The sequence below is a fragment of the Parendozoicomonas verongulae genome (genome assembly GCF_009711465.1).
In the GTDB taxonomy this organism is placed as follows: Bacteria; Pseudomonadota; Gammaproteobacteria; order Pseudomonadales; family Endozoicomonadaceae; genus Sansalvadorimonas; species Sansalvadorimonas verongulae.
The window spans coordinates 26,195-40,175 of record NZ_SMME01000842.1 but is presented as its reverse complement, the minus strand read 5'-3'; the positions used below and the strand labels follow the sequence as shown (position 1 = coordinate 40,175).

General features: G+C 49.0%; 15 protein-coding genes, 1 pseudogene and 1 riboswitch. Of the genes and pseudogenes, 7 read left to right on the top strand and 9 right to left on the bottom strand.

The features are described 5' to 3' along the window. A partial coding sequence (locus tag E1189_RS25515; protein ID WP_230460391.1) for a hypothetical protein occupies positions 1-319 on the bottom strand: 319 nt, incomplete at its 3' end. A 178-nt stretch (positions 320-497) separates the two neighbouring features. On the opposite strand from E1189_RS25515, the gene E1189_RS13510 reads away from it, so the two are divergent. Continuing rightward, positions 498-677, top strand: a complete 180-nt coding sequence (locus E1189_RS13510; protein WP_155160854.1) for a peptidylprolyl isomerase — start codon at positions 498-500, stop codon at positions 675-677. On the opposite strand, the gene E1189_RS13505 is transcribed toward E1189_RS13510, so the two are convergent. After that, positions 668-1,972 (bottom strand): ISKra4 family transposase, encoded by a 1,305-nt coding sequence (locus tag E1189_RS13505; protein WP_155160853.1) that lies wholly within the window; start codon positions 1,970-1,972, stop codon positions 668-670. The two genes, E1189_RS13510 and E1189_RS13505, sit on opposite strands and share 10 nt — an antisense overlap. An 85-nt stretch (positions 1,973-2,057) precedes the next feature. Here E1189_RS13505 and E1189_RS13500 point away from each other — a divergent pair. Further along, a pseudogene (locus tag E1189_RS13500) lies at positions 2,058-2,189 on the top strand (peptidylprolyl isomerase); the annotation flags it as partial. Between the two features lie 51 nt (positions 2,190-2,240). Next, complete coding sequence (gene yiaY / locus E1189_RS13495) at positions 2,241-3,392, top strand: L-threonine dehydrogenase (RefSeq protein WP_155160851.1); 1,152 nt, start codon at positions 2,241-2,243, stop codon at positions 3,390-3,392. A gap of 190 nt (positions 3,393-3,582) precedes the next feature. Here the strand turns inward: yiaY and E1189_RS13490 are convergent, their stop codons facing one another. After that, complete coding sequence (locus E1189_RS13490) at positions 3,583-3,978, bottom strand: hypothetical protein (protein WP_155160850.1); 396 nt, start codon at positions 3,976-3,978, stop codon at positions 3,583-3,585. Positions 3,979-4,197: 219 nt separating this feature from the next. Then, a riboswitch (TPP riboswitch) is annotated at positions 4,198-4,303 on the top strand. A gap of 81 nt (positions 4,304-4,384) precedes the next feature. On the opposite strand from E1189_RS13490, the gene E1189_RS13485 reads away from it, so the two are divergent. The 4 genes from E1189_RS13485 to E1189_RS13470 all read left to right on the top strand — a co-directional run bounded on the left by E1189_RS13485 (position 4,385) and on the right by E1189_RS13470 (position 8,005). Beyond that, positions 4,385-5,182: an ABC transporter ATP-binding protein gene (locus E1189_RS13485; RefSeq protein WP_155160849.1), complete on the top strand. Its 798-nt coding sequence runs from the start codon at positions 4,385-4,387 to the stop codon at positions 5,180-5,182. Then, a complete protein-coding gene (locus E1189_RS13480; RefSeq protein ID WP_329602030.1) occupies positions 5,179-5,928 on the top strand; it encodes an ABC transporter permease in 750 nt (249 codons plus the stop codon). Before E1189_RS13485 ends, E1189_RS13480 begins: the two co-directional genes overlap by 4 nt. Positions 5,929-5,979: 51 nt before the next feature. Beyond that, positions 5,980-6,930: an ABC transporter substrate-binding protein gene (locus E1189_RS13475; RefSeq protein WP_230460390.1), complete on the top strand. Its 951-nt coding sequence runs from the start codon at positions 5,980-5,982 to the stop codon at positions 6,928-6,930. Between the two features lie 328 nt (positions 6,931-7,258). Beyond that, positions 7,259-8,005 (top strand): ankyrin repeat domain-containing protein, encoded by a 747-nt coding sequence (locus E1189_RS13470; RefSeq protein ID WP_196221421.1) that lies wholly within the window; start codon positions 7,259-7,261, stop codon positions 8,003-8,005. Positions 8,006-8,486: 481 nt separating this feature from the next. On the opposite strand, the gene E1189_RS13465 is transcribed toward E1189_RS13470, so the two are convergent. The 6 genes from E1189_RS13465 to E1189_RS13440 all read right to left on the bottom strand — a co-directional run. Continuing rightward, positions 8,487-8,759 (bottom strand): hypothetical protein, encoded by a 273-nt coding sequence (locus tag E1189_RS13465; RefSeq protein ID WP_155160847.1) that lies wholly within the window; start codon positions 8,757-8,759, stop codon positions 8,487-8,489. Positions 8,760-8,935: 176 nt separating this feature from the next. Beyond that, complete coding sequence (locus E1189_RS13460) at positions 8,936-10,222, bottom strand: flavodoxin domain-containing protein (protein ID WP_196221420.1); 1,287 nt, start codon at positions 10,220-10,222, stop codon at positions 8,936-8,938. 148 nt (positions 10,223-10,370) lie between these two features. Continuing rightward, positions 10,371-11,579 (bottom strand): FMN-binding protein, encoded by a 1,209-nt coding sequence (locus E1189_RS13455; protein WP_155160845.1) that lies wholly within the window; start codon positions 11,577-11,579, stop codon positions 10,371-10,373. Further along, complete coding sequence (locus E1189_RS13450; RefSeq protein WP_155160844.1) at positions 11,576-12,316, bottom strand: tetratricopeptide repeat protein; 741 nt, start codon at positions 12,314-12,316, stop codon at positions 11,576-11,578. The genes E1189_RS13455 and E1189_RS13450 overlap by 4 nt, the downstream gene beginning before the upstream one ends. Before the next feature lie 69 nt (positions 12,317-12,385). After that, complete coding sequence (locus E1189_RS13445) at positions 12,386-12,676, bottom strand: hypothetical protein (RefSeq protein WP_155160843.1); 291 nt, start codon at positions 12,674-12,676, stop codon at positions 12,386-12,388. Positions 12,677-12,681: 5 nt separating this feature from the next. After that, on the bottom strand, positions 12,682-13,981 hold a 1,300-nt coding region (locus tag E1189_RS13440), incomplete at its 5' end, for a reductive dehalogenase (protein ID WP_196221419.1).

Sequence of the window (13,981 nt, the reverse complement as noted above, 5' to 3'; positions counted from 1 at the left end):
GGGGGGGGGAATATTCATCTCCACGAATAAGTGAAGAGCCCTCCTTACTATAACTTAATGTACCCTCAAGTTTTTTTTTAACGCCCTTAATATGTCTGTCATCGTCCGACAGAAGGGCAATAACCTGAGCTGTTCCCTGAGCAACTGATACTCTTCTCTTACTTGGCTGATCGAGAAGTTTGGCTGTGAAAACAAAATGTTCCATCCAGACAGGCTTTTCGATGGTTGCATACCCTGTACTAATGAACCCTAGAGCGCATGTAATAATGACAACCTGGTAGCAGTAAAATGTTATCTTTTTAAATGTATTAATAGCCAAGCTCGGCATATTCTCCCTCCGTGTAATTCATAGTACGTATCTTTATGAGATCACGTCCCCTTATAGAAATGCCTGCCAGCTTAGTGTGTTAGTGGTATTTGTCCAATACAGAGCTGAACATGCTGAAGTTTTCAGATAAGGTAGCCACCTTTTTTAAACTGTTGAAAGGATATCTGTTATGGCTACTGCCTGTGCTCGCCATATTCTGGTGAAAACACGTGAAGAGGCCGAGGCGCTGAAGACGCGTCTGGCGAAGGGGGAAGACTTTGGCAAGCTCGCCCAAAAATACTCCCTGTGCAACTCCCGCAAACGGGGCGGTGATCTGGGTGAATTGGGTGCTCAGCCTGATCAATGTTGAGTCTGAAGATTATGAGCAACAGGGAAACCGTATTGATTCACTTTTTTCCAAAAGCACTCCCAGTAGCCGGTTGAGCAGACCAGTGCTCTGAGGGTAAGCAGCATAGATGCTCCTTCTTCTTTCCATCTCATCCCAGATCGGCACATCCGTTGTTTGACCAGTATCTTACAGGCCGCCTCCGTAACTCCTGACCCTATTGGCAGGTTTTTTTCTCGAGCTTCGAAATAAATCATCTTCCGCCAATTGTTTTTAAAGTACGTTCTTGCCCGGTGCAGCTTTTCTATGGAAGCCGTGCGATGGTTGCCCGGCACAGCATTTTGAAGTTCCTTGCTCAGGCGCTTTGCTGCCCCCTGTTCGTGTTTCAGACAGTGGAGTTTTTCCTTCAGCCAGGATTTGCGCTGACTCTGGTTTTTCTTGCCAGGGAAGAGAGCTTCTGCTGCATCAGCCACATATTCTGAAACATGGTAAAAATCCAGCACCTTGTATGAGACAAAGGGCTCAAGGAATGTCCAGTTATCCGGAGCACCGTCAGCAACACCCACATAAGTCGCATCTGGAAACTTATCTTTGATTTTTTTGATTTCACCTGTCAAACGGTGGATAAAAGTCTGCTTGCCATACTCTGGAGCCGCCGCACAGTAAATGGTATGCAACCGGTCTCCTTCACTATTTAACAAGGAGATGGTGCCACACATGGCCGTGCGGTAGTTACCATCGCGATAGAGTAAAGTGGTACCGTCCAGCCCCAGTGAAACAGTCGCAACGGCGTCGGGTAAATCGGGGACTTCGTAACACCAGCTCTCTTCCTTCGCCTGTGCAATGCTGGCCACAACATCCGAGAGGTCTTTGAGGGTTGTACGACTGCTGGTGCGCCTGTGGTTTTGCAACAGGTCATCTTCAACCTGAGGGGCAACCATGTTCGCGTACTTCCAACTCACCATGCGGGCAAAAGCTGGCGTTGAGTTCACCACGATGCGGGCATTCTGGTCCAGGGGGCAAAATATTTTTCCTCCCCGACTGCTTTGATAAACATAACGGTCGATTCGCACTTGCCCCCACTGTGTTTCATAGACCTTGGGTTCTTTCTTTTTCTTACAGGTCAGCCGGGTTGAACCTTTACGGATAGGCTCACCAGTTGTATCAAGGTGTTCAAGTTGTCGGGTGGCTGCCAGCCTGCCCGCAGCGTTGAGTTCATCCTGAAGGTGCTCCTCAAACTGGAGCATGGACTGACCGTGCTGAACGGTGATCAGGATTTGTGTTTCTTGACTTTTCGAAGCAAGTATCTGAGCTGGCATGGCAGTAGAAATCAATCGTTAAATCGATTGAACTAATGTAGCTGTATTTTGGGCAGTTATACGACATTGATCAGACTGAGCACCCGGTGAATTTCACCCGGGTATGATGGTGAAGCCCTTTGATGATGTGGTGTTCAAAAAGCCGGTGTTAACCGTCCATGGTCCGGTAAAAACCAAGTTCGGCTTTCATCTGATCGAAACTATTTACCGCAACTAGCGCATAAGCTAATAACGCCTATGCTTGGGGCAGTTTTGCGGAGAGACTGCCATGAGTGCTTATCGCTTCTATATGCCTGCTCTGAACCACATGGGTTCCACCTGCCTGGATGAATCCATCAGTGATATTCGTGCACTGGGTTTGAGTAAGGCACTTGTTGTGACTGACAAAATGCTGGTTGACATTGGTCTTGTCGGGCAGGTGACAGAAAAGCTGGGTGGGGCAGGGATTACCTGTGAAATTTTTGATGGCACCAAGCCGAACCCTACAGTTAAAAATGTTGAAGATGGTGTTCAGAAGTATCAGTCATCTGGCTGTGATTGTGTCATATCTTTAGGAGGGGGCTCTCCCCACGACTGTGCAAAGGGCATTGCCCTTGTGGCCAGCAATGGTGGCAGTATTAAAGACTATGAAGGTGTCGATGTTTCGGCAAAGCCTCAGGTAACGCTAGTATGCATTAACACCACGGCGGGCACAGCCAGCGAGATTACCCGCTTTTGCATTATCACAGATGAAAGTCGCCATGTGAAAATGGCTATTGTGGATAAAAACACGACACCGACCATGTCAGTGAACGACCCTTCACTGATGCAGGGGATGCCCCGCTCCCTTACCGCAGCTACAGGTATGGATGCGCTGACTCATGCGGTGGAAGCCTATGTGTCTACCGCAGCCACACCTGTGACTGACGCCTGTGCGCTCCAGGCCATTGAACTGATTTCCACCTGGCTGCGTACAGCTGTATTTGATGGCAATAATATGGAAGCCCGTGAACAGATGGCATACGGGCAGCTACTGGCGGGGATGGCGTTTAATAGTGCCAGCCTTGGATATGTGCATGCTATGGCTCACCAGCTGGGTGGTTTTTATGACCTTCCCCATGGTGTATGTAATGCCGTACTTCTGCCCCATGTACAGGCGTTCAATGCCCGGGTTTGTCCTGAGAAGCTGGCACGTGTGGCTGCTGCTATGGGGGTGGATATTTCCGGTATATCCGACAGGGAAGGGGCGGATAATGCACTGACAGAAATCCAGGGGCTGGCAATGGATATCGGTATTCCCGACGGTTTGAATGAGCTAGGCGTGAAAGAGAAGGATTTTCCAACACTGGCAGACAATGCTCTCAAGGATGCCTGCGGTTTAACCAATCCGATCCAAGCCACTAAGGAAGAAATTATTGAAATATTCCAGGGTGCTTTTTAGCAGCTGTACAGGTGGCTTGATAACAACTGATTTGGATAGAGAACGACCGTCAGCGGCTCAAGTGTCTCACATGAACCGCCGGGGTGCGGAAGCGTTCGCCCTATGGTGTGAAAGGAGAGCGGGAACAATCCCGCCTCCTTCTCGACTACATCTTATATTCCAAAAAGGGCTGCTCCGGGTACTTATGTTATTAAAGGAACTCAGGATGCTGTAATTGCCGGATTTTTGCTTTGTCTACCTTGGATTCCGGACAAAAATAGCTTTTCATATCAGCTGATGCATCGTCCAGATATGTACACTTGTTGGCTGCAACCTTGGCCGCTTTCGCTCGTTCCTTTCTGGCTTGTGCTATCAATGGCGCAATGCTGAGCATCATCATATCAGCTTCGTGATTCATAATGGCCAGTGAATAATACTCGGCCATTTTTCCATCAAATTCAGCAGCACTGTTTCCACGTTCGAAGAAACCGGCCATTTCTTCAGTTCGGTTAACAGGTTCGCCCTGTGCTGTTGTTGCACCCCATTCAGGGTCCGGCTGTGGAGCTGTGAGACTGAATGCGATCATCAGCGTAGTCAGTATTTTCATAGCCACCTTGCTGTTCTTTATTATTGGCTTTTGCTTATGCGTGTCTTTATCTGAACAAGTATCAAGAAGTCTGGTGGTTCCGACAGGGCAGTCGTAACAGTTTTTCGCAATATATACCCAATACAGTCAAATCAGGGATACCTATTGACCGTGAGTCGCCCAGCTTGCGCAAGGGCTGCAAAAAAAGATGCTTTTTCTTCTCAAAACCTTTAGATTGCTGACCGTTGGTTGGGGTGCTGTACGTAATGCTAAAACCGTGCGGCTGAGAAAAACCCACAGACCTGAACCAGATAATGCTGGCGTAGGAAACTGACAGGCCTCCCTTATCCTGAGAGCGGTTTTGGAAAGCCCTTCTCTCGAGAGTTGCCCCTGTCCGCTTCCCGCCACGGACGGGGTTTTCCAAGGAATGTTTGATATCTCTCTCCGTAATGCCGGATTGGCTTATGGTGACAACCAGATTTTCAGGAATCTTAATCTGACACTGGAAGGCGGACGCTGGACCTGCCTTCTAGGGGGCAGTGGTGTGGGCAAAACCACACTTTTGCGGATGATTGCCGGGCTTACCAGTGGCCGCTCTATTCGCACACAGGGTGAAGTGGTGTGTGGTGATGGGCTACCTCTTCAGGGGCGCATTGCGTGGATGTCCCAGGAGGACTCCCTGCTACCTTGGGCGGATGTGATGGATAACGTGACTGTAGGGCATCGGCTGCGCAGTCGATCCTGGTTTCGCAAAAAGAAACTCGATACCGAGGTGAAGGAGCAGGCACTGACAGTTCTGGAGCAGGTGGGTATCGTGGATAAAGCCTGCGAACTTCCCCAAAACCTGTCCGGCGGGCAACGTCAGAGGGTTGCACTGGCTCGTACATTGATGGAAGACCGCCCCGTCGTCCTGATGGATGAACCCTTCGCGGCGGTGGATGCCATTACCCGCCTTGATTTGCAGGATCTCTCCTGCCAACTTCTTACTGATCGCACCGTCTTGTTAATCACCCACGACCCTTTAGAAGCCCTTCGCCTTGGACACCATGTGTACCACTTGCGAGGGAAACCGGCAGAGCTAACCGATGCTATTATTCCACCCGGCCAGACGCCCCGTTCACTGGACAATGAAAAACTGATGATGCTGCAGGGAAAGTTACTGGATCGTCTTCGTCATAGTGAGCATGACGAGGGGAGCAGGGTGCACAAGGGAGACATTCAGTGAAAGATTCTTTGAAGCCTTTGCTGGTCTTTGTCGGGTTACTGTTATTTTGGCAGGGCGTTGTTGCGATTTTTGATGTGCCGTCGTATATCGTGCCAGATCCGATGTCTGTATTTGATCGTATGGTGCGTGATGCGCCGCTGCTTTGGGAGTACACGCTGGTCACGCTGGCCGAGATGGTGATGGGTTTGGTACTGGGTGTCGTGTTTGGTGTATTGATGGCGCTGGTATTGGTTTATTTTACAGGCTTGCGCCCGTGGCTGTTACCTCTGCTGCTGATTACCCAGGCTATTCCTGTTTTTGCTCTGGCTCCTGTGCTGATGCTTTGGTTTGGCTATGGCATGGCCTCCAAGGTGATTATGACGGTGTTGATTATCTTCTTCCCTGTAGCAACCTGCTGTTATGACGGTTTGCGCCATACCCATCAGGGTTGGCTTGATCTGGCTCATACCATGGGGGCGAAGCCCTGGGCTATGTTGCGGATGATACGCTGGCCTGGGGCTTTGCCTGCCCTTGCGTCCGGTTTGCGGGTGGCTGTGGTTGTAGCACCTATCGGTGCGGTTGTGGGGGAATGGGTAGGCTCCAGTGCCGGATTAGGTTACCTGATGCTGCAGGCGAATGCTCGTTTATGGGTGGATTTGATGTTTGCGGCTTTAACGGTTTTGGCATTTTGTTCGGTGGGGTTGTATTACCTGACGGATTATTTGTTGCGGCGGTTGATTCCCTGGCAGTCGAAGACGGCTCATTGATTGATTTTGAGAACTCCGCTGTTTTTCATAAGTGAAGGTAGAGACAATAAAATGATGAAAAAACTGATATCTCTGGCTTTAGGTTTGCTATTGCCAATTATGGCAATAGCAGAACCAGCGCCAAAGCCGGAACAGCTGAAACTGATGCTCGAGTGGTTTGTGAATCCGGATCACGGCCCTATCATCATCGCACAACAACAAGGCTTTTTTGAGCAAGCTGGCGTGAAAGTAACGATTCAGGAGCCTGCAGATCCGGATCTTCCTCCTAAACTGGTGGCTGCTGGGGATGTGGATTTGGCGGTGTACTACCAGCCAGGTCTGATTCAAGGTGCCAGTGAAGGCTTACCTCTGGCTTGGGCAGGCTCCCTTGTGACAACGCCTCTGGATGGTTTGATTGTGTTGGAGGACGGCCCTGTCAAGTCACTGGCTGATCTGAAAGGCAAGTCTATTGGCTTCAGTGTCAATGGTTCTGAGAAGGCTCTTCTCGATACTATGCTGGCACCGTATGGGCTAGGTTATAAAGATGTAAAAATGGTGAATGTTGGGTGGAATCTGTCGTCTTCCCTGATGACTGGCCGTGTTGACGCTCTGTTAGGGGCTTACCGCAACTTTGAACTGAACAGCCTTATACTGCACAACAATAAGGGGCGCATGTTCTATCTGGAAGAAAATGGTGTGCCTCCTTACGATGAGTTGATTTATATCGCCAATAGCAAAACAGCCAATAAAGAAGCAATTCGTCGTTTTCTTCATGGTGTCGAGCTGGGTGCCCAGTACATTACCAACCACCCTGATGCAGCCTGGAATATTTTCAAGAACTATAAAGCCGGTCTGGATGATGAGCTGAACAAACGCGCCTGGACAGACACCCTTCCCCGCTTTGCTCTGCGCCCAGCTGCGGTCGATAAGGGGCGTTATCTACACTATGCCCGGTTTTTAAAGGAGCATGGTGAAATTAAGAAGGTTCCCGATATCAACACTATGATGCTGGACCTTTACTAATGTGAGTTTGACTCTTCTCAAACCAGCATGGAGAAATCTCCCGCCAGTTGTTCCACGTCAATGTGCTGTTTCAAGGGCTGTCGAGTGTAAGCAATGGTCCGGGTACTTAAGTCCGTCAACAAGGTTCACTGCGAAGTTATAGGGTGAACGGTATCGCTTGACCACTACAAAGTCAGCCCTTACCCGATTTAGGTGCGATAACAAATTGGTTAGGAAGTCAGGCAACATGAACTCTTGGTTATTGTCTATTTAAACTAATGATGAGTAGCTACCATATGTGGCCAGCTACTTATTTTATACAATGATCAATCTACAAGAGTCTTCAAATATGAATATTCAAAAGGACGGTTCTAACACGCAAACTCGTGATTATTCCTTGTGTACAGCTGGCCAGCATGATAGGGAAGCTAGCTTTTCAGGTTCAAACGTCAAAACTCATAGTTCAGAATCACAAGCCGTAATGCAGGAAAGTTGCAGCTCCAGCTTAGCCTCTAGCTCCGCGATTTGCGAACGTCCCTGCGTCGGGTTTTCTCAGATAAGCCATTTAGAGGATCTTAGAAAAACAATAGGGGAAGCATTTTCAGATAGTGATACTTCTGCGGCTAAAAGCCTGATATATAAGTATGGTGCTCAAGAACTTTCCGAAACTACATGCCCATTTTCTTTCTCTTATAAAACCTATCCTAATATAACCCCTTTTGCACTTGCATGTCGGTCTGGGAACCTAGAAATAGTTAAAGAGCTATATGTTGACCCGAAACAGTTGGATCAAGCATTTGATTGTCAAAATGGAACTAATGGACGTACAGCACTTATGCTTGCGGTTATGCATGGACATAAGGGGGTGGTGAAACAACTATTAGAATGGGGGGCTAACCCTCAAATTGTTGATGAAGATGGCCATGGCGTTGATATAATCAACTTTGCTTTTAACAGTGGAACTGTTCTTGATAGTATTGAAAAACTACTCAAACAACACCGAAAAAAAAATGACCTTCCACAATTTGAACAAAAAAGTGGAGTTGCAATATTTTATAGAGAAGATACATTTGGAGGCAATTGCAGGGTTCAGTAGTTTAGATATGATGTTTTGACCTGCCCAGCCTCAACACTCGTGGGCTACCATGGGTACCACAACAACCAAGGGGGCAGAGCCACCTTGAGGAGGGCAGGAATGAAACAGTCTACAGCAAATAAAATCACTTCCAGTAATAAACAGAATGCTGCTAGCGCTCAGATCATCAAGCCAGATTTGTAACCGGACGAACAAGAGGGGGGCTTCCCCTACTTGTCCAAAGGTGCTTCTAACGGATTGTGCCCGTACTTGTCTTTTCAGTTCCGGGGGATCAGGTCATCAACCTGTTTGGCAGGGTGGGACTGATGCGCTGGAGAACATCAACCAGATATTTGTAAGGATCAATGCCTTGCAACTTGTACGTCACCAGATGCTTTGGACTATGCCCACATGCTCGCCGCCCAGTTCCGCAGCCACGCTTTCTCCTGCGGGTGTTAGCTTTGGGACTTGGTAAAAGCGAGTGCCATGCTGTATTAGGGGGTTAGATGAAGGTATCCAGCCAAGGTGTTTCCGGGAGTTGCTCGATTTTGGCAAGGTATTGTTTGGTGTTGAAGGGCTTGCCGGTAGATACCATTTTCTCCATTTCCAGACCCAAAGCACAGGCCATCATATCGATAGCTTCTTCGCGATTCGTGCCGGTCATCACCAACCGCATCAGGTTTTCCTTTACTTCGATAGGGTTGCCTTCAGCAAGCTGGTTTTCGACGATAGTTTTCAGCTGCTCGCCATCGAGCATATCTTCAGTGTCAGACATAGGACTTCTTTATTCAGGCCAATAAACAGGCGGCCATCATAGAGAAGTCCCCGACTGATTAACAGCACAGTCGTAACCAGAGGTTTAGCGTCTTTATAAACATTGCCGCATTATAGCAAGCAGGCTGGGTTACCCTGAGGTTAGGTATCCCAGCCTGCGTTGTCGTTATGGGCTAATCAGAACAGTTCGAACACAATACGCTCGCTCGCCTGAAGCTCGGCTAAAGTTTCTTCCGCCTGAGTAGCATCGTTCAGGTGGGCTGCAAGTGCTTCGCGGGTCACATCAAGAATGGCTGGTTTCAAGCCCGGACGTCCACAGACATAAAGGGTGGCCTTGTCTTCTAAAAGCCACTGAGCCAGTCGTGGTGCCTGGGTTTTCAGAACATCCTGAACATAAACCTTTTCTTCGCTGTCCCTTGAAAAAGCAGTATCGAGATAGGTTAGTGATCCATTTTTCTCGAGAGTCTCCAGATCTTGCTGATAATAGAAGTCTTCTGACGACTTCCGGTTGCCGAACAATAGCCAGTTGTCAGCTGTATGCTTCTGGCAAACCCGTTCCTGCATCAAGCACATCATTGGAGCGATACCTGCTCCGGTTGCAATCATAATGGCAGGTTGATCAGCTGCAGGCAGGGCTAATCCACCGCCGGACTTCCACTTCGCCGCTATAGGCTCGCCTTTATTCAGTTCAGAGGTGAGGTAACGGGAGCATTTTCCGTAGCGGGTTTCGCCTTTCTCCTGATAGCTCAGAATACCGACACAGAGCTCCACATGATTTTCTTTTACTGAAGGACCAGACGCTATAGAGTACAGGCGCTCACGCTTTTCTCCCGGTGGTGTTATACCGATCAGGTCACCTACCTGGTATTGGAAAGCCTCCTCAGCATCAATTTTGAAGACCAGACGATGGGCCTGATTGCCACCGTTGTCGCCCTGATGCAAGGCTGTGTTTTCCACCAACTTGAGGGTGAGGTCTTTTTCAGTTTCGAAGGCTGCCGTATCCTCAACGGTGATATCAGTTTGCTCCTCAAGCCACTGTTGCCACTGTTTTACAGGATTTCCGTCTACCAGAATCGGATCTTCATCAACAGCAACACCTATACGCAGCAGTTCATCGTGAAACAACCGACCGGCTATACAGTACTGTTTGTAGGATTTATCCCCCAGTGCCAGCAGAGACACACGGGTATTCAGCGCTGGTTGAGTTTGTAGCTGGTTATAAAATGCAATGCCATCGTCAGGTATATCACCTTCACCGCAGGTACTGACAATCATCAATACCTGTGGATAACGGTCGAAATCCGCCGGTTGAAGGCTGGAGAGGGACGACACTGTAACGGTTTTTCCCTGCCCTTGGATAATCTCACCGGACTGTTTGGCCAGGTTGGCAGCAGTGCCTGTTTGGCTGGCATAACACACCAGTACATCTGTACCTTCATAAACCGGGCTGAAGATAAGATTCATCAAAAAAAACTTAAGACTGCCCATGCTTAAAGGTGCCTCGTCAGCGAATCAATCAGGAACGCGGTAATGCTGGCAGTCGCGACTACCATGAGAACAGAGGAGATAATGATCCCTGTTCTTTTCATACTTCCAGAGACTTGTTTTGCCATTATTTCCGTGCTCCTTTAATGGCATGAACCAGTGTGTTTCTAGCCACGGTGATACGCGTCAAAGCTTCCCCGGCAGGGCAGAGGAACCGGCAGAAAAGATTAGGTACAAAGAAACAGGCAAGCACAACGGCTGGCATGATATACCACTGAATCCCTTCCCCCTGGAGAGAGAAAATCATACTGAATGGCTCATAGGAACCTGCGGTTGGGGTGGTCGTGAGGAAGCCAACCATCAAGCCTGCCCATAAGCCTATTTTTGACAGGTTCGCAGCATAACGTTTAATCAGGGGATGAAGGGGTAAGTTCAGGCCACTGATTTTAGAGAGAACAAACTGGACCGCATAGAAAGGGCAAAGGTTACCGCAATAAATATTACGCCCGAGAACAATAATCCCGGCGAATACCGCGCCCCCAAGCAGCCAGAAACCAGGGTTACCTGCCAGTGTCGGGAGGAAGCCAAGGAACAGGGCTGAGAAGTTGGCGACGTTAATCATCTGGTTAGCCATAAAGCCGATGACCGCCAGACTGGCCAGAATAACGGCAACTTTGAGTGTGGTATTCTTCAATCTGATGTTGATCAGAACGAGAAGAATCAAAGCGGCCATAATGTAATGGGAGGTTGATAACCGAATGTCGTCTTTCAGCTCTACCGGGTGTTTGCCAAACTCTGCACGGGCAATGTAATGGGCTGCAGCGGCATGAGCTTTCATGATGCCATTGGAGCTGATGGTTGCACCACTGATGACATCAAAATTCTTACCCGCCTCAAAACTTCGATCGACAGGTTGGTTTTCGAACTGGCGGTAAAAGAAATTATTAGACAGTCGCTGGATATAAGCCGGCGTGTCTGAGTGGGCAAGAATTTTGACCGCTTTGACCATGCCATCCTGAGTGATCACGGTGCCCACTGTCATAGGGCCACCGTAGCCATTTTCTGTAGCAATGCTCATGAGCAGCACAGGCTCGCCGTCCTTGTGGATTTCCCAGGTATTATCCAGGTGGTCGGAAGGGGTGATATCAGCCTTAGGGTAAACCGCTTGAATATTTTCAATCCAGGATGGCTGGTTGAGGGACTGGCCGACAAAATAAGCAGCAACGAGACTGATGACAGCCAGTAAACGGAATATCTTTCCTATATCCAGACGCCAGTGGAGAGGCTGAGGCGCTTGTCGGCTCGCACATGGAGTTGAACAGTCTTTACAGCTCACTGTGAACTCCTCGCGATCAGGTTGACAGCACTTCTGGCTTCTTCAAGATCCTTTGCAAGAGTCTCATTGAGTTGCTGGCCTGCTTTAGGGTCGATGATCTGTAGTTGATCAAATGTCTCGAGGGCTTCCTGGTAGCGCTCCAGATGTTTGAGGCACAGGAATTTTATAGAAAGGGTGTCAGCTGTGTTTTGTCCCAGCTCCAGAAGCTTGTCGGTATCTGTCAGGGATCTCTGAAACTCATGCATGGCCAGAAGGCTATTGGCACGGAACTGCAGACAAATGAGATTCTCCTCCTGCTCAAGCACTTTATTAAAGTCTGCAAGAGCATCCTTCATACGGCCACAGCCATGCAGTGCAATACCTCTGGCAGTGAGTACCTGGGTTTCTGGCAAGTTACCTTTCAAGGAGCGATCAAAATAGTGAACAGCTTCTTCAAAGTTTTCCATGAGTGAGGCGGCTTTGCCCGCATTGAAGTAGGCTATAGTGAGATCTGGTTCCAACTCAATGGTTTTCTCAAACATCTCAAGCGCAGGCTCATACATCCCCATTCGGATATAGCAGATGGCCAGATTAAAAGGAGTACCGCTATTGGCCGGGTTGAGTTTAAAAGAAGCTTCAAGGGATTCTTTTGCTTCCGGCAACTTCTCTTGGTTCAGTTCCTCTATCCCCTGATAGAAGAGCTGTTCAGCATTTAATGAATGATCGGCTGCAGGAGGGGGGGTCTTGGTATGGGTCATATAGGGAACAGTGTTGGCAAGTGTGATTAGAAGTGCGGTCAGATACAGGGGGGTACCTGACCGCTACGTTTATTGCTTCCAGGCCAGACGTCCACCCAGAGTGGTCAAAATAAGACCAGGCAGGAGAATGACCAGCATACTCATTGATGCGGCTTGAGGTTCTTTCTCAAGGATTGCACTGACAGCCCAGGCAATGGCAAACAGAATAGTTGCCCCACCTGCAGTGAGCAGCGCCATGGATGGCCAGCTGGCCTTTTTCTTCCACCGCATCCAGATCAGCCCTTGAACGGTTGCCAGAGTGGCGACACCCATCCAGAAAAACAGAACCTCAATGCCGGTAAAAATGGCTAAACCTGACATGTCTTTTACCCCTTTAGTCCATTGTAAGAGCGGCCCTTCGGATCCCAGAAAACAGCGGGTGCTTTCTCGTCAAAGGTATCGCCGTAGCCATGCCACAAGTCCATCTGAGCCATAAACTTGTGTATTGGCCCTGGAAGAATAGTGTTGAGTCTGTCAATCAGTCTGTGGTGCCAGAAGTCTGGTTTGTTATAAGGGCAGGTTGCCAGACATGTGCCGCAGGTCGTACCGGACTCTATCCAGTAGTCGTGGCACTTCTGACCATCGATCTGCCACTTTTTAATGCCATAGCTCATATACGGTCTGCCTTTGGTATCTTCTGACGTATAGAACGTAGGCTTGATATCGCGAGGTATTGTCTTGGATGGACACTTGTCTGCACAGTGCATGCAGTTCTCGCAGAAGTCCTGAATACCGAAAGTGACAGGCTTGTCGTAGTACTCATCCAGCTCCAGATCTGTGTAGAGAGTAGAGAGGCGCAGACGTGTACCGTATTTGTAGTTTTGCAGCAGACCCATGCGGTTTATTTCACCCAGTCCTGCTGCGATTGCATAAGGAATATGCAGGCTGACACCACTCATTGCGGGTATTGTTTTGTAACCCAGATAGTTGAAGTAGTTGGACAGGTGCATCAATGTATAGGTCAGGCCAGAGTACGCGTTAAGTACTGTCGCATCGGAAACCAGGCTGGGAGCAGCGGCCAGGGCCTCATATTCCATTTCCACACCGATTACGATCATTGTCTTCGGTTTGAAGCCAGCCATCCGCTCTTCCCAGGGGCGAACATCGTGTATGTCATGGGGGTCGACCAGTTCGGAATAGTCCCAGCGCTCATCATGGCGGGTGATACCGACAACACTTGCACCAAAGTGCCGTGCTACACGCTTGATCTGGGCATGAGCTGTGGCACTGTCAGCAAATTTGTGAGGTTCTGGCAGAACGTCATGAGGCTGATGAACGGTTTCTAACCGTAACCCTGGCTCCTGAGTGTACATATACTTGTACAGCGTCGTAGAGGCCATGCTCATGGCGAACTCGGAGGTGGTAAAACCTGGGCGGCTGTCATCAATGCTTGGATTCATATCAGGAATGCCCTTGCGAGCATCTCTGAAGATCGTCGTGTTGTATTCACTGAATCGCTTATATTCAGGGCTCAGTTCGACCGGATAGTCATCATGTACGACTGTGCCAAAACCATCTTCTCTGGCCTGGGCAGAGGTTGAAACCCCACTGGCCAGCGCTGCCGCTGTTCCGGCAACACCCAATTTTAAAAGACTGCGACGATCAAGCTTGGGCTCATCAAGCTGT